This is a genomic window from Tardiphaga sp. P4_G1 (assembly GCF_056401215.1).
The window spans coordinates 451,188-468,245 of sequence record NZ_JBFUJU010000001.1; the positions used below are offsets into that span (position 1 = coordinate 451,188).

Below are 17,058 nucleotides of genomic sequence, written 5' to 3' on the forward strand. Positions count from 1 at the left end.
GCTTGGTAAGGCCCCGGAGAGGGCTGCGCCGGGTTCAAAAAAAGCAACAAAACAGACTGCGGGATTAAAAAAAATGGCGGCAGACCGCGCACAAAATCTACAGGACACCTTCCTCAACCACGTACGCAAGACCAAGACTCCGCTCACGATCTTTCTGGTGAACGGCGTCAAATTGCAGGGCATTGTCACCTGGTTCGACAATTTCTGTCTTCTGCTCCGGCGCGACGGACACTCGCAGCTGGTGTATAAGCATGCGATCTCGACCATCATGCCGGGCGCACCGATTCAGCTTTTTGAGGGTGGCGAGGATCCGGCTTGAGCGAACTCCTGAGAGACGCTTGATTGGAATTTCGTAGCTTCGAAGGCAATGCTGCTGACCGGCCCTCGGCCAGCAGCGAATCGACCGGCCGCGTCCTCGTGGTCGGTCCTTACCTGCGCGAACGGCGGGGCGACGCCGACGCGCAAGCCTATTCTCATGTCCGCGATACGGAAGCCCGGCTCGAAGAGGCGGTCGGTCTCGCACGCGCCATCGACCTCACCGTGGTCGAGGCCGTCGCCGCGCCGCTGAGCCAGATCCGCCCGGCCACCTATCTCGGCAAGGGCAAGGTCGAGGAGATCGCCGGCCTGATCGCGGCGAACGAGATCGGCATCGTGGTGATGGATTGCGCGCTGTCGCCGATCCAGCAGCGCAATCTCGAAAAGGAACTGAAGGCCAAGGTGCTCGACCGTACCGGTCTCATCCTTGAAATCTTCGGCCGCCGTGCCAAGACCAAGGAAGGCACGCTGCAGGTTGAGCTCGCGCATCTCAATTATCAGCGCAGCCGTCTCGTCCGCTCATGGACCCATCTGGAGCGCCAGCGCGGCGGCTTTGGCTTTATGGGCGGCCCCGGCGAAACCCAGATCGAGGCGGATCGCCGCATGATCGGCGACCGCATCGCGCGGCTCGAAGCCGATCTGAAGAAGGTCCAGGCGACGCGGCGCCTGCATCGCGCCGGCCGCCAGCGCGTGCCGTATCGCGTTGTTGCGCTGGTCGGTTACACCAATGCCGGCAAGTCGACGCTGTTCAACCGGCTGACGCGCGCCGACGTGCAGGCCGAGGACATGTTGTTCGCGACCCTCGATCCGACGCTGCGTGCGCTGACGCTGCCGCATGGCGGCAAGGCCATGCTGTCGGACACGGTGGGTTTCATCTCCAACCTGCCGACCCAGCTCGTAGCCGCGTTTCGCGCGACGCTGGAAGAGGTACTGGAAGCCGACATCATTCTCCATGTCCGCGACATCTCGCATGAGGATGCGGAAGCGCAGCAAAGCGACGTCGACAACGTGCTGCGCAAGCTCGGCATCGATACGGATGCAACAGCGCGCATTCTCGAAGTCTGGAACAAGATCGATCGTTTCCCTCCGGAGGAGCGCGAGAACCTCGCCAATATCGCGGCGCGGCGGCCGCTGGACAAGCCGTGCTTCATGGTCTCAGCCGAAACCGGCGAGGGCATCGACGATCTGCTCGCTGCCATCGAAACACGGCTCGCCGCCAGCCGCATCACGCTGGATCTGTCGATCGACGCTGCGGACGGTGCTGGCGTGAGCTGGCTGCATCGCAATGCGGAAGTACTGGTGAAAGAATTGCACGACGGCCATTTCGACATGGTGGTGCGTGTCGATGAGACCAAACGCGATATCGTCATGAGTCGATTCAGTGCAGTGCTGCATCCGGTCGCGGATCTGAGTGCCTGACGAAACTCCGTTGTTGTTCAGGTGGCAGCTTTAAACGCCATGAACACCGCCATGCCGGCGATGACAGCGATGAGTGTTATCCGCAAAGCTCTCTGACTCATGCGATTCGCCAGCCGTGATCCAAGACCGGTACCGATCCACAGCCCAATGATCAGACTTGCAATCGTGAGCCACGGCAGCTCCGTGCCCTGCTGCACATAGAGCAGGGCGGCCGGTAAAGTGACGGGCAGTGCTGTAACGGCAAGGCTAAGGGCCTGGGATTGATGCTGGGACACCTTCAGCAGGCCCGTCATCAAGGCGCTGATCGCAAGCCCGCCGCCGATCCCCAGAAATCCCGACGACCAGCCCGCGACCGCGCCGATGGCGACGAGCGCTGACCCGCGTAACGGCACCTCTTTCGCTTCGTCTGCAGTGCCTTCGAGCTTGGGATGTGACGGCCGACAGATGACGATCACTTCGAGAACGAGCAGATAGCCGACAAAAGTCCATTGCAGCGCGCGAGCAGAAACGGTTGTTGCGAGCAAGGCGCCAACGCACCCGCCCACTGCAAATCCGATGGCCAGCCAGGCAAGCCAGCGCGGCGGCACGTGATGGCCGCTGCGTTGATAGTTGCGGACGCCGGAAAGACTGGTGGGCACGACCTGCACGACGAGAGAAACGCCCTGGGCGACGTGCTGATCTTTGCCAAGCAGGAGCACCAGCAGCGGGACGAGGATTCCGCCACTGGTAATACCGAGCAAGCCGGACGCCATGCCGCCGACACCGCCCGCCAGAAGACCGCCGAGGACGTCAGTCCGTGTCATCGTCGATTGTTCCTTGGCGGTTGGGAGTCATTCAATCCGCGATTTCGTTACCCTTCGCCTCATTCCACAGCGCATCCATCTCCTCGAGCGACGCCTCCTGCAGGGTCCGTCCCTTCGCCGCCAGCGCCTGTTCGATATAGCCAAAACGTCGCTCGAACTTCACGTTGGTGCCGCGTAGTGCGAGTTCGGGATCGGCGTCCACATGGCGCGCCAGATTGACCAGCGCGAACATCAAGTCGCCGGTCTCGGCCGCGACTTCGCTCTGGTCGCCGCGATCGAGTGCGGCTTCGATCTCGTCGGCTTCCTCGCGGATTTTCGCCAGCACGGCACGCGGATCATTCCAGTCGAAGCCGACGCTGGAGGCTTTTGTTTGCAGCTCCATGGCCTGGCTCAACGCGGGTTGCCCGGCCTTAACGCTGGCAAGGAACGAGGAGGGCGGCGTGGCCTCAACGCCGCGCCGGGCGGCGCGTTCAGCCTTTTCCTCGGCCTTGATACGCCCCCACGTCCCCTTCACATCCGTCGGTGCGATCTTGCCATCCTTGCCGGGAAACACATGCGGATGCCGGCGGATCATCTTGCGGGTGATCGCCTCAACGACGTCGCCGAAAGCGAAGGCGTTCTGCTCCTCGGCCATCCGCGCATGGAACACCACCTGCAGCAGGAGATCGCCGAGTTCATCGCAGAGGTCGTGGAGATCGTGCCTGACGATGGCATCGGCGACCTCATAGGCCTCCTCGATCGTATAGGGCGCGATACTCGCGAAATCCTGCTCCAGATCCCATGGGCACCCCGTCACGGGCGTGCGCAACTGGGCCATGATCTCGATCAGGCCGACGATATCGCGGGAAGGGGTCATGAGGCACCACGGTTCACAGCAGGAGCCTTTGCTATGCCGCAGGACGGCGGCGTGGCCCAGCGGAAATGCCCGGTTTTGCCTGTCTTTCACACAGGGCTGCAGAGTGCTATCTGCAGCCGATGAGCGACACTTTCCCAGATCAAACCGCGCTGGTGCTGTTCTCCGGCGGCCAGGATTCCGCAACCTGTCTGGCCTGGGCGCTGGCGCGCTTCAAGCGCGTCGAGATGCTCGGCTTCGCTTACGGCCAGCGTCACGCCATCGAACTCGACAGCCGCGACAAGCTGCTGGCGGGCGTGAAGGCCTTGAATGCTGATTGGGCCACGAAACTCGGTGACAGCCACACGCTGGACATCCCAACGCTATCAGCCATCTCCGATACCGCGCTGACGCGTGACGTCGCCATCGAGATGGGGGCCGACGGGCTGCCCAACACCTTCGTGCCCGGCCGCAATCTGGTGTTCCTGACCTTTGCTGCAGCGCTGGCCTATCGGCGCGGCATCACCCACATCATCGGCGGCATGTGCGAGACCGATTACTCCGGCTATCCCGATTGTCGCGACGACACCATCAAGGCGCTGCAGCAGGCGCTCAATCTCGGCATGGCCAAGAACTTCACGCTGCATACGCCGCTGATGTGGCGCGACAAGGCGGCGACCTGGGCGTTGGCGCATGAGCTCGGCGGGCAGGGCCTCGTCGACCTGATCCGCGAACACTCGCACACCTGCTATCTCGGTGAGCGCGGCGCGTTACACGACTGGGGCTATGGCTGCGGCAAATGCCCGGCCTGCGAACTACGCGCCAAAGGCTGGCGCGGGTTCGCAGCCACGGCTGTCTAGACGGACAGCGACTCGCGGACCTTGGCCGCTTCAGTAGCGCTGAGGCCTGTCAGCGGCGGACGCACCCGCAGCCAATTGTCATTGTTGTCGCGCTTCGCCAGCAGCACCTTCAGCGAGGGAAGCTGCGCATAGCTGGACACCGCATTGCGCGCCGCGACGATACGCTCCTGCGCAGTAGCAACATCGGCCGCCTTGGCCGGATCCTTGTAGCCATTGAACACCGTGGCGAGCTCGCGGCTCACGAGGTTGGAGGTCGCCGTGATGCAGCCGGCGCCGCCCATCGGCAGCAGCTTCAACATTAGGGGATCGGCGCCGACCAGCACCGAGAAACCCGGGAAGCGGTCGACGATGGCGCTCATATTGGCGAACTCGCCCGCGGAATCCTTGATACCGACCACGATCTCCGGGAAGCGCTTGCGCAACCGATCGATGACGTCGAGCGAGATCGGCACCGCCGACATCTGCGGGATGTGATAGAGCACAACGCGCAGGCGTGGATCGGCGACGCGCTCGATCACAGCCGTATAGGCATCGACGATGCCATCATCGGACACGCCCTTGTAGTAGAACGGCGGCAGCATCACGACGGCACCGACGCCATTGGCGACCGCGTGCTTCGTGAGTTCGACCGTTTCCATGATCGACGCAACGCCGGTGCCCGGCAGCAGCTTCGACGGCGCGATCCCGGATTTCACCACGGCTTCCAGCAGTGCCATGCGCTCGCGCGATGACAGCGAATTGGCCTCGCCGGTGGTGCCGAGCATGGCGATGCCGGTGCAGCCGTCATCGAGCAGGCGCTGGCAGTGGGAGGTGAACAGGCCCTGATCCACCGACAGGTCGGCCTTGAAGGGGGTGGTCGCGGCGCAGTAGACGCCGGTCGGGAAGGGAGCTGTCATCGTTGTGCTCTTTCGGGTGCGTGTTGCAGGAGTTCTTCTAACGAAGTGCTTGTTTTTTTTACCTCTCCCCGCAAGCAGGGAGAGGTAAATACATTACGGCATGATCTGGCCGCCATTCACCTCGATGACCTGACCGGTGATGTAGCTGCTCATGGTCTCGTCGGCGAGGAACTGATAGGCGCCGACGCAATCCTCAGGCGTGCCTATCCGGCCCAGCGGAATGCCCTGGCGGGCGCCTTCGAGCTGCTCCGCGGTCGAATAGCGCTGGTGGAACGGCGTCATGATCACGCCCGGCGCCACCGCATTGGCGCGCACGTTGAACGGAGCCAGTTCCTTCGCCAGCACACGCGTGATGGTCGAGACAAAACCCTTGGCCGAACCATAGAGGCCGGCGCCGCCGCTGCCGCCGTTACGGGCTGCGACCGAGGTCGTGTTGATGATCGAGCCTGAACGCTGCACCTCCATGATCTTCGCGGCCTTGCGGCAGGCGAAGAACACCGAGCCGATGTTGAGATCGACCACGTCGTCATACTGTTCGTCGGTGGCATTGGCGATCGATGTGCGGCCGAACATGGCGCCGGCATTGTTGATCAAGACATCGATGCGGCCGAGCTTGGCATGGGCTTCGTCGATCACGCGCGCAGCCTCAGTACGCTCCGACACGTCGCCGCGCACAAGGTCGGCGGTGCCACCACTCGCGCGGATATTCGCGACCACTTCCTCGGCGCCTTCCGGATTGCCGTTGTAGTGCACGATCAGCTTGGCACCGAGGGCGCCGAATTTCTTCGCCACGGCAGCGCCGATGCCGGAGCTTGCGCCAATGATCACGATAGCCTTGCCGTTCAGTCCGTTGGTCACGCCTGGTCCTTTCCGATTGAGCGAGCGTTCGACCACGATTTCAGCAGCCTGACAAGTTATCAGCATTTGTGCGATGCAGCACGGCATTTGATCAGATCAAGCGATTTAAATGTTATATATCAATGCTATACGACCCAGAGAGTTCATCCGCACAACATTGACATGTTGACAAGTTTGCCTCCGCCTCTCATGGTCGCCGAAATTTTTGGGCGAGGAAGTGTTTCCATGCGACGGCGCTCCTGGGCGATCGGACCGTCACACGAAACCTCCGCCGCCATCCCTGTGAGCCGCGGTTTGACCGATCATGAAGCCGATTGATCCCTCTGAATTGCCTGAAGCGCCGCGTCCGCGCGGTGCCGCCGGTTCGCTTGTCGACAAGGTCTATGGCGAACTCGCGCAGCGCATCGCCAATGGCGACTACGCGCCGGACCAGAAGCTGCCAGGCGAGCACGAGCTTTCCGATATGTTCGACGTCTCCCGCCCGGTGCTGCGCGAAGCGCTCGGCCGGTTGCGCGAAGACGGCCTGATCACGTCGCGACAGGGCGCAGGCAGTTTCGTCCAGATGCGTGCGCAGCCACAGCCACTCGGCTTCGCGCGGGTGGAGACCATCGCCGACATCCAGCGCTGCTTCGAATTCCGCATCACCATGGAGGCCGATGCCGCGCATTTTGCAGCGCTCCGACGCAGCGACGACAATCTCGGCAAGATGGAAGCCGCGCTCGGCCTGCTGCGCGAGGCGACGAAGAAGCGCAAGCATCGCGAAGACGCTGACTATGCTTTTCATCTCGCCGTGTCCGAGGCGACCAACAACCACTATTTCGCGACCTCGCTGAACGCCCTCAAGGACCACGTCGCCGTCGGTATGAAGCTGCACGGCCTGTCGCTGATGGGCCCGCGGCCCGGCCTTGAACAGGTGTTCGAGGAACACAGCAGTATTTTTGAAGCGATCCGTGATCGCGACGCCGAAGCGGCGCGCACGGCCATGCGTCTCCATCTCGAACGCTCGCGCGATCGCCTGTTCGAAGGCCGGCTGCTCGACCTCTCGTTCCGGTGACGGGGAGAGTGAATTGACCGACCATACTGCATTTCTCGCAACGCTTGCCGGCATCGTCGGCGACCCCCGTCACGTCATCGGCCCCGGCGGCGATTTCGAACCCTATGTGGTGGACTGGCGCGGCCGCTATCACGGCAAGGCGTTGGCCGTCGTGAAACCCGGCTCGACGCAGGAGGTCTCTGATGTCGTGAAGGCCTGTGCGGCTGCGGGCATCGCGATTGTCCCGCAGGGCGGCAACACCGGCATGTGCGGCGCTGCGACTCCGCTCGGCGAGCACACCATGATCGTGTTGCGTCTTGATCGCCTCAACAAGATCCGCAGCATCAGCCGTCTCGGTGACTCCATCGCCGTCGATGCCGGCTGCATCCTCGCCGACATCCAGAAGGCAGCGGACGATATCGACCGCCTGTTTCCGCTCAGCCTCGGCGCTGAAGGTTCGTGCCAGATCGGCGGCAATCTCTCCACCAATGCCGGCGGCACCGCCGTGTTGCGCTATGGCACCACACGCGAACTCGCGCTTGGCCTCGAAGTCGTTCTGCCCGATGGCGAGATCCTCGACGGCATGACGGCCCTGCGCAAGGACTCCACGGGCTTTGACACCAAGCAGCTCTTCATCGGCGCCGAAGGCACGCTCGGCATCATCACTGGCGCAGTGCTGAAGCTGTTTCCGAAGCCACGGGCGAGGGCGGTGTCCTTCGCCAAGCTGAACAGCATCGATGCGGTGCTCGACCTGCTCGCGCAGGCACGTACCGAACTCGGTGACCGCATCGGCGCCTTCGAAGTGATGTCGCGCGGCCAGATCGAGGTGATCGCCGAGAACCTGCCGCTGGTGAACATCCCGTTCGAGCTGGATACGCCGTGGTATGTGCTGATCGAACTCGTCGATACGCTGGTGTCGGTGGATCTGAATGCGGCGCTCGAAGCGTTGCTCAGCAACGCCTATGAGCGCGAGCTGGTCACCGATGCGCTGGTGGCTTCGAGCGAGACGCAGGCCGCGGCGTTCTGGAAGATCCGACACAGCGTGTCGGAAGGCAGCAAGAAGGCCGGTTACGTCATCTCGCATGACAGCGCCGTGCCCTTGTCGCAGCAGGCGACCTTCGTCACGCAGGTGGAGAAGCGCATCGCTGCCTATCGGCCTGATGCACGTATCGTGATGCACGGCCATATCGGCGACGGCAACATCCACATCCTCGCGATCATTCCAGGCCTCGAGCAGAACCAGAAGGATCAGATCCAGGACACGATCCGCGGCATCAACACCATCGTCGATGAAGAGACCGTCGCGCTCGGCGGCAGCATCAGTGCCGAGCACGGCATCGGTATCGCCAATCGCGAGCGGCTTGCCCGCGTCACCAAGCCGACCGAGTTGCGGCTGCTGCGCAGCGTCAAGCAGATGCTCGATCCGAACGACATCATGAATCCCGGAAAAGTGCTGCCTGCGCAATAGGCGAGGCGGCCGCAAGCATTCATCAGAACACTCATTCGAGAAGAGGAACACGCATGAAGATCAAATCCATCCTGATGGCGGCCTGCGTCGCCGTGGGCGCCGTCGGGCAGGCGAGTGCGCAGGACGCAAAATATCCGACCAAGCCGATCACCATCGTCGTGCCCTTCGCGGCCGGCGGCACGGTGGACATCATCGCCCGCATGGTGTCGGAGAATTTGCAGAAGAAACTCGGCGCTACCGTGCTGGTCGAAAATATGGGCGGCGCCGGCGGCAATATCGGCGTCAACCGTGTCGCCAAGGCGCAGCCTGATGGCTACACGATCGGCCTCGCCAGCACATCGCCGCTGGCGATCGCGCCCTCGCTCTATGGCAGCAAGCTTCAGTTCCAGCCGGATAAGGATCTGGTGGCCTTCGCGCAAGTGAGCATCGTGCCTAACGTGCTGGTGGTGAATCCCGATCGCATCAAGGCCCGCACGGTGCCGGAGTTGATCGAATACATGAAGGCCAATCCAGACAAAGTGACGTTCGGCTCGGCCGGACCGGGCACGTCGCAGCATCTTGCCGGCGAGCTGTTCCAGCAGATGACCGGCACCAAGATGGTTCACGTGCCCTACAAAGGCTCGAGCCAAATGGTCACCGACCTGATCTCGGGGCAGATCGACATCGCTTTCGACAATGTCCCTCTGCTGCTGCCGCATGTGGCCGGCGGCAAGCTGGCGATGCTCGCCACGGCAACGCCGAAGCGCGCCGAGTTCGACGCGAATGTGCCGGCCGTCGCCGAATTCCTGCCGGGCTTCGAGGCTGTCGCATGGCACGGCTTCATCGCGCCGGCGGCAACGCCGAAGCCGATCGTCGACAAACTCTCGGCGGAAATCCGCGAATTCATGAGCCTGCCGGAAACCAAGAAGAAAATGGCTGAACTCGGCGCAGTCGCCGTGGCGATCCCGCAAGATGAGTTCACCAAATACATCGCCAGCGAGACCTTGCGCTGGAAGGGTGTGATGGAGAAGGCCAACGTCACGATGAACTAGGCGACCGCGCAGGGTGGTGACGACGTCACATTCGTCACCACCCCCAATATCGAGCGTCCATCAAAGGACGCCGACGATCAAAATAGAAAATACATGGAGGAATGTTCAATGAGACTTCGGTCAATCCTGATGGCTGCCTGCCTGACGCTGGGAACGCTCACGCAAGCGACGGCCCAGGACACGAATTACCCGAGCCGCCCGATCACCAGCATCGTTCCGTTCGCCGCCGGCGGCACGGCCGATATCTTTGCGCGCATGGTGTCGGAACATCTGCAAAAGAAGATGGGCGCGACGGTCATCATCGAGAATGTCGGCGGTGCCGGCAGCATCATCGGCGTCACCCGCGTCGCGCGCGCTACGCCTGATGGCTACACGATTGGCCTTGCCAGCACCTCGGCGCTGTCGATCAATCCGACGCTGTATGGCGCAAAACTGTCCTACAATCCCGAAAAGGATCTCGTGCCGATCGCGCAGATCAGCATGGTGCCGAATGTCTTGGTGGTGAACCCGACCAGGATCGCGGCGCGCACGGTGTCGGACCTGATCGCCTATATCAAAGCCAATCCCGACAAGGTGACATTCGGCTCGGCCGGCGTCGGCACCACGCAGCATCTTGCCGGCGAATTGTTCCAGCAGATGACCGGCACCAAGATGGTGCACGTGCCTTACAAAGGTTCGAGCCAGATGGTCACGGACTTGCTGAGCGGCCAGATCGATATCGCCTTCGACAACGTGCCATTGCTGCTGCCGCATGCGGCGGCCGGCAAGCTCGCGATGCTGGCGACGGCCTCGCCGAAGCGCGCCGAGTTCGATCCGAACCTGCCGGCGGTGTCCGAATTCCTGCCGGGTTTTGAGGCCGTCGCCTGGCACGGCTTCATGGCACCGGCCGGCACGCCGAAGGCCATCACCGACAGACTGTCGGTCTCGATCCGCGAATTCATGCAGTTGCCCGAGACGAAGAAAAAGATGTCCGAACTCGGGGCCGTCGCCGTGGCGGTCCCGCCGGACGAGTTCGCCAAATACATCGCCAGCGAGACGCAGCGCTGGAAGGGCGTGATCGAGAAGGCCAACATCACGATGAACTGAGCTGTGCGTAGGGCGGATCAGCTTCGCTCGTCCACCCTATGGCTGCGTCTCCTTCACCGATGCCAGATAGCGCGACAACCGATCCGCATCGGGCGTATGGTGGCTATGGCGGTCGCGAAGCTCGGCAGGCGCGCTCCAGCCGGGTTCGATCCCGGTCATGTCAGGCAATTCATGCGCGATGCCCTTGTGGCAATCGATACAGGTGCGCTCGCCGGTGACGAGGAACCTGGCATGGATCGCCGCCGCGCGGGGCGCCTGTTTGGTGAAATCCATTGCGATCGCCGAGTGGCAGTTGCGGCACTCCAGCGAGTCATTGGCCTTCAGGCGCGCCCATTCATGTTTGGCAAGCTCCAGACGCATGTCGAGGAACTTCTCGCGCGTCGAGATCGTGCCGAAAATCTTGCCCCACACTTCCTTCGACGCCTGCATCTTGCGCGCGATCTTGTCGGTCCAGTTATGCGGCACATGGCAATCCGGACAGGTGGCACGCACGCCGGATCGATTGGCGAAATGCGGCGTTCGCTGCAGCTCCTGATACACGTTGTCACGCATCTCATGACAGCCGGTGCAGAATTTCTCGGTATTGGTGACTTCCAGCGCCGTATTGAAACCGCCCCAGAAGATCACGCCACCGAGGAAGCCGCCCAGCGCCAGAACGCCAAGACTGATATGCGTGGCCGGTCGGCTGGCGATGCGCCAGAACCACAGAAACTTGGATATCAACCACTTCATGGCGCTCACCTGCCGGATGCCTTCATGTCGGTGAAGGTGTTCGGGACGAGCGGACGCGCATCGGTTTGCGGCACGTGGCAGGCCGTGCAGAAATAGCGTCGCGGTGTCACATCGGCGAGCATCTGGCCGTCGCGATCCATGAAATGGGTGATGCTGATCATCGGCGCACCGGAGCCTTCGGTATATTCGCGGCGATGGCACTCAAGACAGCGATTAGCTCGCAGCGTGAGCTGATAGTTCTCGATCGAATGCGGAATGACCGGAGGCTGCTCCGGATAGTTCCGCATCACGCGCTTGTCGTCGGTGACGGGCCGCGGGAAGGGCGGCGCAGGAACGTCGCCCATCGGCTGCGCTGCGCCGGTGACGCGCGGCACGATCCGTGGCGTTGTCTGGACAGACTGCGCGTAGATCGCACCGGACACTAGCACCATGGCGCCGGCGATGATTGCCGCGATGACCGTCTTCATCGCACTTAAACGGAAACGATCTTGACCGCGCATTTCTTGAAGTCCGCCTGTTTGGAGATCGGGTCGGTTGCGTCGAGCGTGACCTTGTTGATCAACTGGCTGGCATCGAACCACGGCACGAACACCACGCCGCGGGGCATGCGGTTACGTCCGGTCGTATCGACGCGCGTGCGGATCTCACCGCGCCGCGACATCAGCCGGATTTCGGCGCCCTGGTTCAAGCCGCGTGCGCGCGCGTCTTCGGCATGCATGAAGCAGCGCGCGCCGGGAAACGCCTTGTAGAGCTCGGGCACGCGCATGGTCATCGAACCGGAATGCCAGTGCTCCAGCACGCGGCCGGTTACCAGCCAGAGATCGAACTCAGCGTCGGGCGACTCGGCCGGCGGCTCATAGGGCACCGCGATGATGCGCGCGCGTCCATCCGGGTTGCCGTAGAATTCGATCTTCTTGCCCGGTTTGACGTAGGGATCGAGACCTTCGCGGTAGCGCCACTTGGTCTCCTTGCCATTGACCACCGGCCAACGCAGTCCGCGCACATCATGATAGGTGTCCCAAGGGGCGAGGTCGTGGCCATGGCCGCGGCCGAACGTGGCATATTCCTCGAACAGCCCCTTCTGCACATAGAAACCGAAGTCCTTGGACTCGTGGTTTTCATAGTCAGCGGGGATTTCGCCGACGGGAAATTTGTCGACCTCGCCGTTGCGATACAGCACGTCGAACAACGTCTTGCCCTTGTAGTTCGGATTGGCGTCGAGGAGGGCGGCGGGCCACACTTCGTCCGTCGTGAACCGCTTCGAGAACTCCATCAGCTGCCAGAGATCCGAGCGCGCCTGGCCGGGCGCATCGACCAGCTGGCGCCAGACATGAGTGCGTCGTTCGGCATTGCCGTAGGCGCCTTCCTTCTCGACCCACATCGCCGCCGGCAGCACGCAATCGGCGGACATCGCCGTCACCGTCGGATAGGCATCCGACACGACGATAAAGTTGGCAGGGTTGCGGTAGCCCGGATAGGTCTCGCCCGAACTGTTGGGCGCCGCCTGCACATTGTTGTTCACTTGAACCCAATAGAAGTTCAGCTTGCCGTCATGCAACATGCGGTCCTGCTCGACGGCGTGATAACCGATCTTGTCGGGCAGGAGGCCATGCGGCACGCGCCAGATTTCTTCAGCGTGCTTGCGGTGCTCCGGATTGGTCACCACCATGTCGGCGGGGAGACGGTGCGCGAAGGTGCCGACCTCGCGCGCCGTGCCGCAGGCCGATGGTTGGCCCGTCAGCGAGAACGGCGAGTTGCCCGGCTCGGAGATTTTGCCGGTCAGCAGATGGATGTTGTAGACGAGCTGATTGGCCCAGACGCCGCGGACGTGCTGGTTGAAACCCATGGTCCAGAGCGACATCACCTTGCGCTTCGGATCGGCATAGAGCTCGGCGAGCTCCAGCAGAAAGCCGGGCTCGACACCGGTCAGCTTCGACACCTTCTCGAGCGAATAGTCCTTCACGAATTCGGCGTAGGCCGCGAAATCGATTGGCGTCGTCGCTGCGGCCGTGGCTGCGCCCTTGGCTTTCTTCTCCAGTGGATGTTCGGGACGCAACCCGTAGCCGATATCCGTCGTGCCCTTCACGAACGTCGTATGGTTGTTGACGAATTCGGTGTTCACGCGACCAGTCGAGATAATGTGGTTGGCGATGAAGTTGAGAATGGCAAGATCAGTGCCCGGCTTGAACACGATCGGGATGTCGGCAAGGTCAGAGCTGCGATGCGTGAAGGTCGAGAGCACCGCGACTTTCACATGCGGATGACCAAGGCGGCGATCGGTGAGGCGGGTCCACAGGATCGGATGCATCTCGGCCATATTCGAGCCCCACAGCACGAAGGCATCGGCGGCCTCGAAGTCATCGTAGCAGCCCATCGGCTCGTCCATGCCGAAGGTGCGCATGAAGGCCACGGCCGCAGACGCCATGCAATGCCGCGCATTGGGATCGAGATTGTTGGAGCGGAAGCCAGCGCGCATCAGCTTGGTCGCGGCATAACCTTCGAGGATTGTCCACTGGCCAGATCCGAACATACCGATCGCAGTCGGTCCTTTTTCTTTCAGCGTCGCTTTGGCGCGCTGGGCCATGGCGTCGAATGCTTCGTCCCAGCTCACCGGGGTGAGTTCGCCGTTCTTGTCGAACACGCCGTTCTTCTTGCGGAGGAGGGGCGTGGTCAGGCGGTCGGCGCCGTACATGATCTTGGAGAGGAAGTAGCCCTTGATGCAGTTCAGGCCGCGGTTTACTTCCGCCAGCGTGTCGCCATGGGTGGCGACGACCTTGTTGTCCTTGACGCCGACCATGACGCCACAACCGGTGCCGCAGAACCGGCACGGCGCCTTCGACCATTTGATGGACAGCGACCCGACGCCGCCGGCAATCGACTGAGCGGCCGCCGGAACGTTGATGCCGGCCGCCGCTGCAGCGATCGCTGCTGCCTGAGCCTTGAGTAGATCACGCCGCGAAAGGGGCATTTTGTCGTTCTCCTAGTCGAGACGCTGTTCGAAGACCATGTTGGCCGAGAGCACGCCCGGCCACGATGAGATGTCTGCGAGCATCGCACCTAGTGCGCCGCTGCGTGGCCCTTCGAGAACCGCCACGAGTTTGGAGGCCGTGCGGTGATGTATCTCGACACCGGGAAGGCTCGACAACCGCGCAGATACCGCGTCGATATGGGCCGGAAGCACCGACACGACGGCGCTGGAGATGTGCTCATTGTCGTGCGCGGACGCGCCGGCGGTCGCGCCGGTCAACAGAGCGCGTCTGGTGAGTTTGTCTGTCATGTGAAAGTCCTAGTGAAGCAGAGGCGGGCCGGGCGGGCCGAAAATCATCTGGGTCATCCAGACCAGAAAGCCGTAACCGCCGACCACGCCCACCGCGACGACGGGCCAGATGAGAACGACGATCGTGAGAAAGACGAGCAACTCCGACATGCGGCTGTTGCGTCTTTGAGCCTCTGCAGGCTGAGCGATATTCTGGTCCGTCACCATACGCTCCCCCTTCGGTTTGCGGCCATATGCCTGGAGAAGAGGCGAGATTCGCCTAGAGCGAGGGCAATATGCCTGCTGCAGCGCCCACCTTCTTTGCGCTGGATCAAACAACAGACTCTGCGGAGGATTTATTTGATATCGTTGTTCTGATCGCGATGTCGTCGTGCAGAGCCGCTCGCATCAGAATCTTTGATGACAGTTTTATTTGATTGCGACAGCTGCTCGGCGAAATCGCTCGTTCCGGAAGGCGAGCAATGGATCGTGAGATGTGCAATTCGTTTGGTCAAACGCCGCTTTTTGCGGGCCTGGACGAGGGCGCACGCGGCATTGTCATCGAAGCTGGCAGAAAGCACGTTCTGGATTGCGGTTGTTCGCTCTGGCAACAGGGCGACGTACCGGCGATAATCGCTGTGGTCATGGATGGTCAGCTCAAGAAGACAATGATCGATACGCATGGCGCGCAGAAAACGCTGCAATTCATGCGACGCGGCGATCTCGCCGGAGCCGCATCGATGTTCGGCAATTTTTCTCGCCCGACAACCCTGCGCGCGACAGTCGCGACCGAACTGCTGTGCTGGTCCGCCGATCGCTTCAGCGGACTGATGCATGTTGTCCCGCAGCTCGCGATCAATGTCCTCGGTATCGTCGGACGGCAAACCGATCATCTGCTGCGCCGTCTTCACGAGGCAACGAGTGAGAATGCCGATCGACGTATCGCACGGATCGTTCTGCGCCTGGTGCGGGAAGGAGATCCGGATGGTGAGTGCGTTCCGATCGAACTGAGGATCTCGCGCCAGGAACTGGCCGAACTCAGCGACACCACGCTGTTCACGGTCAGCCGCACCGTTTCGGCCTGGAACCGGATGCTGATCCTGAAAGCCGGTCGCGGCCGCTTGACGGTCATCGATCCCGCCAGACTCGCGGGCCTGGCGGGCGACGTGCGGGCGCACTGAGGCAATTACGTCGGGTCGAGATATGGCTCGAACGCCTCGACCGACACTTTCAGCGTCGGATCGCCATCGGGTCCCCACAGTTCGGCGCCGTCGAACACGACAGTGTAAAGCCACTGCGGATTTTCGCCCTGCTCATGCGCCGCAGTGTCGGGATAGACATGCGCGCCGTGAATTCGCTCGATCACGCCGACATGACCGCGGACATAGCGCGGCAGCCGCGTATGCGTGGTCGGATGGATGTTCTTCATCCGCACGCGATCGCCGATCGCGAATGTAGCATGCGCCGAAGCAGGGCGCGTGAACGAGCCGCGGGTCAGCACGCGCTCGACACTATCAACGGTGAAGCTGCCGCGCTTCAGCGGCTTCGGCGGCACGGATGCGTGGCCGGCCTTGATCTCATCGGCAGCGAGGAAGCCGCGTTCGACCAGCATATCCTCAAGGCCGAGAAACCATTTCTTGTAGTAGCTGCTGGAGAGATAGACCTCCGGCGGCAACGTCTCGCGATAGAAGCGCGAGGCGTCGATGTTAAAGGCGCCTGCCGCGCCCATGGCACGCACCATGGCCAGCACGCGGGATTCCCATTCCGCATGAAACATCGGCTCGTTCGGTTCCGGCTCGACCTTGCCGAAACCGTCCATGCCGCCCATGTCGTGGACGCCGTTCATGACGGCGCTCCCGGCGCTGTCACCAGACCTGTGCCAATCATCGAGTCGCGCGTGACCAGTTCAGCCAGTTGTTCTTCGCTCCAGCCCTCGGTGCCTGGAGGTCGCATCGGCAAAACCAGGAAGCGGGTTTCAGCCGTCGAATCCCAGACGCGAATTTCCGTCTCATTCGGAATCGTGAAGCCGAAGTCGGCCAGCACGCCGCGCGGATCCTTGACGGCGCGGGAGCGGTAGGGTGCCGCCTTGTACCAGACCGGGGGCAGGCCGAGCATTTCCCAGGGGTAACAGGAGCACAGCGTGCACACGACCATGTTGTGTCGCTCGGGCGTGTTCTCGACCACGACGAGATGGTCCCCGGTGCGGCTGACATGGCCGAGGGTGCCGACTGCCGCTGAGCCATCGGCCAGTAGCGCCGCCTTGAAGGCCGGATCGGTCCAGGCTTTCGCGACCACCAAGGCGCCGTTATGCGGCCCGATCTTGGTCTCATAGGCCTGGATCATCGCGTCCAGCGCCGCCGGATCGATATAGCCTTTCTCGGTCAGAATGGTCTCGAGTGCACGGACGCGCAGCTCGGTCTCCGACAATTCGGAATGATCGTGGTCGTGATGATGGTGTTCGGTCATACC

General features: G+C 62.3%; 19 protein-coding genes. 8 read left to right on the forward strand and 11 right to left on the reverse strand.

The annotated features are described in order from the left end of the window. Positions 1-73: 73 nt before the first annotated feature. Positions 74-319 (forward strand): RNA chaperone Hfq, encoded by a 246-nt coding sequence (hfq, locus tag AC1DUY_RS02210; protein WP_068731834.1) that lies wholly within the window; start codon positions 74-76, stop codon positions 317-319. Between the two features lie 23 nt (positions 320-342). After that, entirely contained in the window at positions 343-1,734 is a 1,392-nt protein-coding gene (hflX, locus tag AC1DUY_RS02215; RefSeq protein ID WP_089264307.1) for a GTPase HflX, read from the forward strand. Between the two features lie 17 nt (positions 1,735-1,751). On the opposite strand, the gene AC1DUY_RS02220 is transcribed toward hflX, so the two are convergent. After that, positions 1,752-2,537, reverse strand: a complete 786-nt coding sequence (locus tag AC1DUY_RS02220) for a sulfite exporter TauE/SafE family protein (protein WP_478111937.1) — start codon at positions 2,535-2,537, stop codon at positions 1,752-1,754. Between the two features lie 31 nt (positions 2,538-2,568). Continuing rightward, the gene (mazG, locus tag AC1DUY_RS02225; RefSeq protein ID WP_478111939.1) at positions 2,569-3,393 is read right to left on the reverse strand and encodes a nucleoside triphosphate pyrophosphohydrolase; all 825 of its coding nucleotides are present in this window, start codon (positions 3,391-3,393) and stop codon (positions 2,569-2,571) included. Positions 3,394-3,512: 119 nt separating this feature from the next. On the opposite strand from mazG, the gene queC reads away from it, so the two are divergent. Then, a complete protein-coding gene (queC, locus tag AC1DUY_RS02230; protein WP_478111941.1) occupies positions 3,513-4,229 on the forward strand; it encodes a 7-cyano-7-deazaguanine synthase QueC in 717 nt (238 codons plus the stop codon). On the opposite strand, the gene AC1DUY_RS02235 is transcribed toward queC, so the two are convergent. Together AC1DUY_RS02235 and AC1DUY_RS02240 are read right to left on the reverse strand one after the other, a co-directional pair. Beyond that, positions 4,226-5,125, reverse strand: coding sequence for a dihydrodipicolinate synthase family protein (locus tag AC1DUY_RS02235; protein ID WP_478111943.1), 900 nt, complete (start codon positions 5,123-5,125; stop codon positions 4,226-4,228). The two genes, queC and AC1DUY_RS02235, sit on opposite strands and share 4 nt — an antisense overlap. Before the next feature lie 93 nt (positions 5,126-5,218). Continuing rightward, entirely contained in the window at positions 5,219-5,983 is a 765-nt protein-coding gene (locus AC1DUY_RS02240) for an SDR family NAD(P)-dependent oxidoreductase (protein WP_478111945.1), read from the reverse strand. A gap of 304 nt (positions 5,984-6,287) precedes the next feature. Here AC1DUY_RS02240 and AC1DUY_RS02245 point away from each other — a divergent pair, with 304 nt between their 5' ends. The 4 genes from AC1DUY_RS02245 to AC1DUY_RS02260 all read left to right on the forward strand — a co-directional run bounded on the left by AC1DUY_RS02245 (position 6,288) and on the right by AC1DUY_RS02260 (position 10,601). Then, positions 6,288-7,037: a FadR/GntR family transcriptional regulator gene (locus AC1DUY_RS02245; protein ID WP_478111947.1), complete on the forward strand. Its 750-nt coding sequence runs from the start codon at positions 6,288-6,290 to the stop codon at positions 7,035-7,037. Positions 7,038-7,050: 13 nt separating this feature from the next. Then, entirely contained in the window at positions 7,051-8,484 is a 1,434-nt protein-coding gene (locus tag AC1DUY_RS02250) for an FAD-binding oxidoreductase (protein WP_478111949.1), read from the forward strand. Between the two features lie 53 nt (positions 8,485-8,537). Continuing rightward, positions 8,538-9,515, forward strand: coding sequence for a Bug family tripartite tricarboxylate transporter substrate binding protein (locus AC1DUY_RS02255; protein ID WP_478111951.1), 978 nt, complete (start codon positions 8,538-8,540; stop codon positions 9,513-9,515). A gap of 108 nt (positions 9,516-9,623) precedes the next feature. Then, positions 9,624-10,601 (forward strand): Bug family tripartite tricarboxylate transporter substrate binding protein, encoded by a 978-nt coding sequence (locus AC1DUY_RS02260; protein WP_478111953.1) that lies wholly within the window; start codon positions 9,624-9,626, stop codon positions 10,599-10,601. Positions 10,602-10,637: 36 nt separating this feature from the next. On the opposite strand, the gene AC1DUY_RS02265 is transcribed toward AC1DUY_RS02260, so the two are convergent. From AC1DUY_RS02265 to AC1DUY_RS02285, 5 genes are read right to left on the reverse strand one after another with little or no spacing between them, the layout of a single operon-like run. Further along, entirely contained in the window at positions 10,638-11,333 is a 696-nt protein-coding gene (locus AC1DUY_RS02265; RefSeq protein ID WP_478111955.1) for a NapC/NirT family cytochrome c, read from the reverse strand. 5 nt (positions 11,334-11,338) lie between these two features. Continuing rightward, complete coding sequence (locus tag AC1DUY_RS02270) at positions 11,339-11,833, reverse strand: nitrate reductase cytochrome c-type subunit (protein WP_175369017.1); 495 nt, start codon at positions 11,831-11,833, stop codon at positions 11,339-11,341. Then, positions 11,806-14,301, reverse strand: coding sequence for a periplasmic nitrate reductase subunit alpha (napA, locus tag AC1DUY_RS02275; RefSeq protein WP_478111957.1), 2,496 nt, complete (start codon positions 14,299-14,301; stop codon positions 11,806-11,808). The genes AC1DUY_RS02270 and napA overlap by 28 nt, the downstream gene beginning before the upstream one ends. Positions 14,302-14,313: 12 nt before the next feature. Beyond that, positions 14,314-14,610, reverse strand: a complete 297-nt coding sequence (locus AC1DUY_RS02280; protein ID WP_478111959.1) for a chaperone NapD — start codon at positions 14,608-14,610, stop codon at positions 14,314-14,316. Between the two features lie 9 nt (positions 14,611-14,619). Further along, the gene (locus AC1DUY_RS02285; protein ID WP_420878700.1) at positions 14,620-14,814 is read right to left on the reverse strand and encodes a nitrate reductase; all 195 of its coding nucleotides are present in this window, start codon (positions 14,812-14,814) and stop codon (positions 14,620-14,622) included. A gap of 212 nt (positions 14,815-15,026) precedes the next feature. Here AC1DUY_RS02285 and AC1DUY_RS02290 point away from each other — a divergent pair, with 212 nt between their 5' ends. Beyond that, on the forward strand, positions 15,027-15,770 hold the full coding sequence (locus AC1DUY_RS02290) for a Crp/Fnr family transcriptional regulator (protein WP_478111961.1): 744 nt from the start codon (positions 15,027-15,029) through the stop codon (positions 15,768-15,770). Between the two features lie 5 nt (positions 15,771-15,775). Here the strand turns inward: AC1DUY_RS02290 and nthB are convergent, their stop codons facing one another. Together nthB and nthA are read right to left on the reverse strand one after the other, a co-directional pair. Then, positions 15,776-16,435, reverse strand: a complete 660-nt coding sequence (gene nthB, locus AC1DUY_RS02295) for a nitrile hydratase subunit beta (protein WP_478111963.1) — start codon at positions 16,433-16,435, stop codon at positions 15,776-15,778. Further along, positions 16,432-17,055 carry a nitrile hydratase subunit alpha gene (nthA, locus tag AC1DUY_RS02300; protein ID WP_478111965.1) on the reverse strand — a complete coding sequence of 208 codons (624 nt, stop codon included), beginning with the start codon at positions 17,053-17,055 and terminating at the stop codon, positions 16,432-16,434. The genes nthB and nthA overlap by 4 nt, the downstream gene beginning before the upstream one ends. Positions 17,056-17,058: the final 3 nt, after the last annotated feature.

What these genes read in the sequence shown, in the direction of transcription:
- nthB (WP_478111963.1), bottom strand. Translation starts at nt 16,435, where the DNA reads ATGAACGGCGTCCACGACATGGGCGGCATGGACGGTTTCGGCAAGGTC.
- AC1DUY_RS02235 (WP_478111943.1), bottom strand. Translation starts at nt 5,125, where the DNA reads ATGACAGCTCCCTTCCCGACCGGCGTCTACTGCGCCGCGACCACCCCC.
- queC (WP_478111941.1), top strand. Translation starts at nt 3,513, where the DNA reads ATGAGCGACACTTTCCCAGATCAAACCGCGCTGGTGCTGTTCTCCGGC.
- AC1DUY_RS02220 (WP_478111937.1), bottom strand. Translation starts at nt 2,537, where the DNA reads ATGACACGGACTGACGTCCTCGGCGGTCTTCTGGCGGGCGGTGTCGGC.
- AC1DUY_RS02270 (WP_175369017.1), bottom strand. Translation starts at nt 11,833, where the DNA reads ATGCGCGGTCAAGATCGTTTCCGTTTAAGTGCGATGAAGACGGTCATC.
- AC1DUY_RS02245 (WP_478111947.1), top strand. Translation starts at nt 6,288, where the DNA reads ATGAAGCCGATTGATCCCTCTGAATTGCCTGAAGCGCCGCGTCCGCGC.
- AC1DUY_RS02260 (WP_478111953.1), top strand. Translation starts at nt 9,624, where the DNA reads ATGAGACTTCGGTCAATCCTGATGGCTGCCTGCCTGACGCTGGGAACG.
- AC1DUY_RS02255 (WP_478111951.1), top strand. Translation starts at nt 8,538, where the DNA reads ATGAAGATCAAATCCATCCTGATGGCGGCCTGCGTCGCCGTGGGCGCC.
- nthA (WP_478111965.1), bottom strand. Translation starts at nt 17,055, where the DNA reads ATGACCGAACACCATCATCACGACCACGATCATTCCGAATTGTCGGAG.
- mazG (WP_478111939.1), bottom strand. Translation starts at nt 3,393, where the DNA reads ATGACCCCTTCCCGCGATATCGTCGGCCTGATCGAGATCATGGCCCAG.
- AC1DUY_RS02265 (WP_478111955.1), bottom strand. Translation starts at nt 11,333, where the DNA reads ATGAAGTGGTTGATATCCAAGTTTCTGTGGTTCTGGCGCATCGCCAGC.
- napA (WP_478111957.1), bottom strand. Translation starts at nt 14,301, where the DNA reads ATGCCCCTTTCGCGGCGTGATCTACTCAAGGCTCAGGCAGCAGCGATC.
- hfq (WP_068731834.1), top strand. Translation starts at nt 74, where the DNA reads ATGGCGGCAGACCGCGCACAAAATCTACAGGACACCTTCCTCAACCAC.
- AC1DUY_RS02280 (WP_478111959.1), bottom strand. Translation starts at nt 14,610, where the DNA reads ATGACAGACAAACTCACCAGACGCGCTCTGTTGACCGGCGCGACCGCC.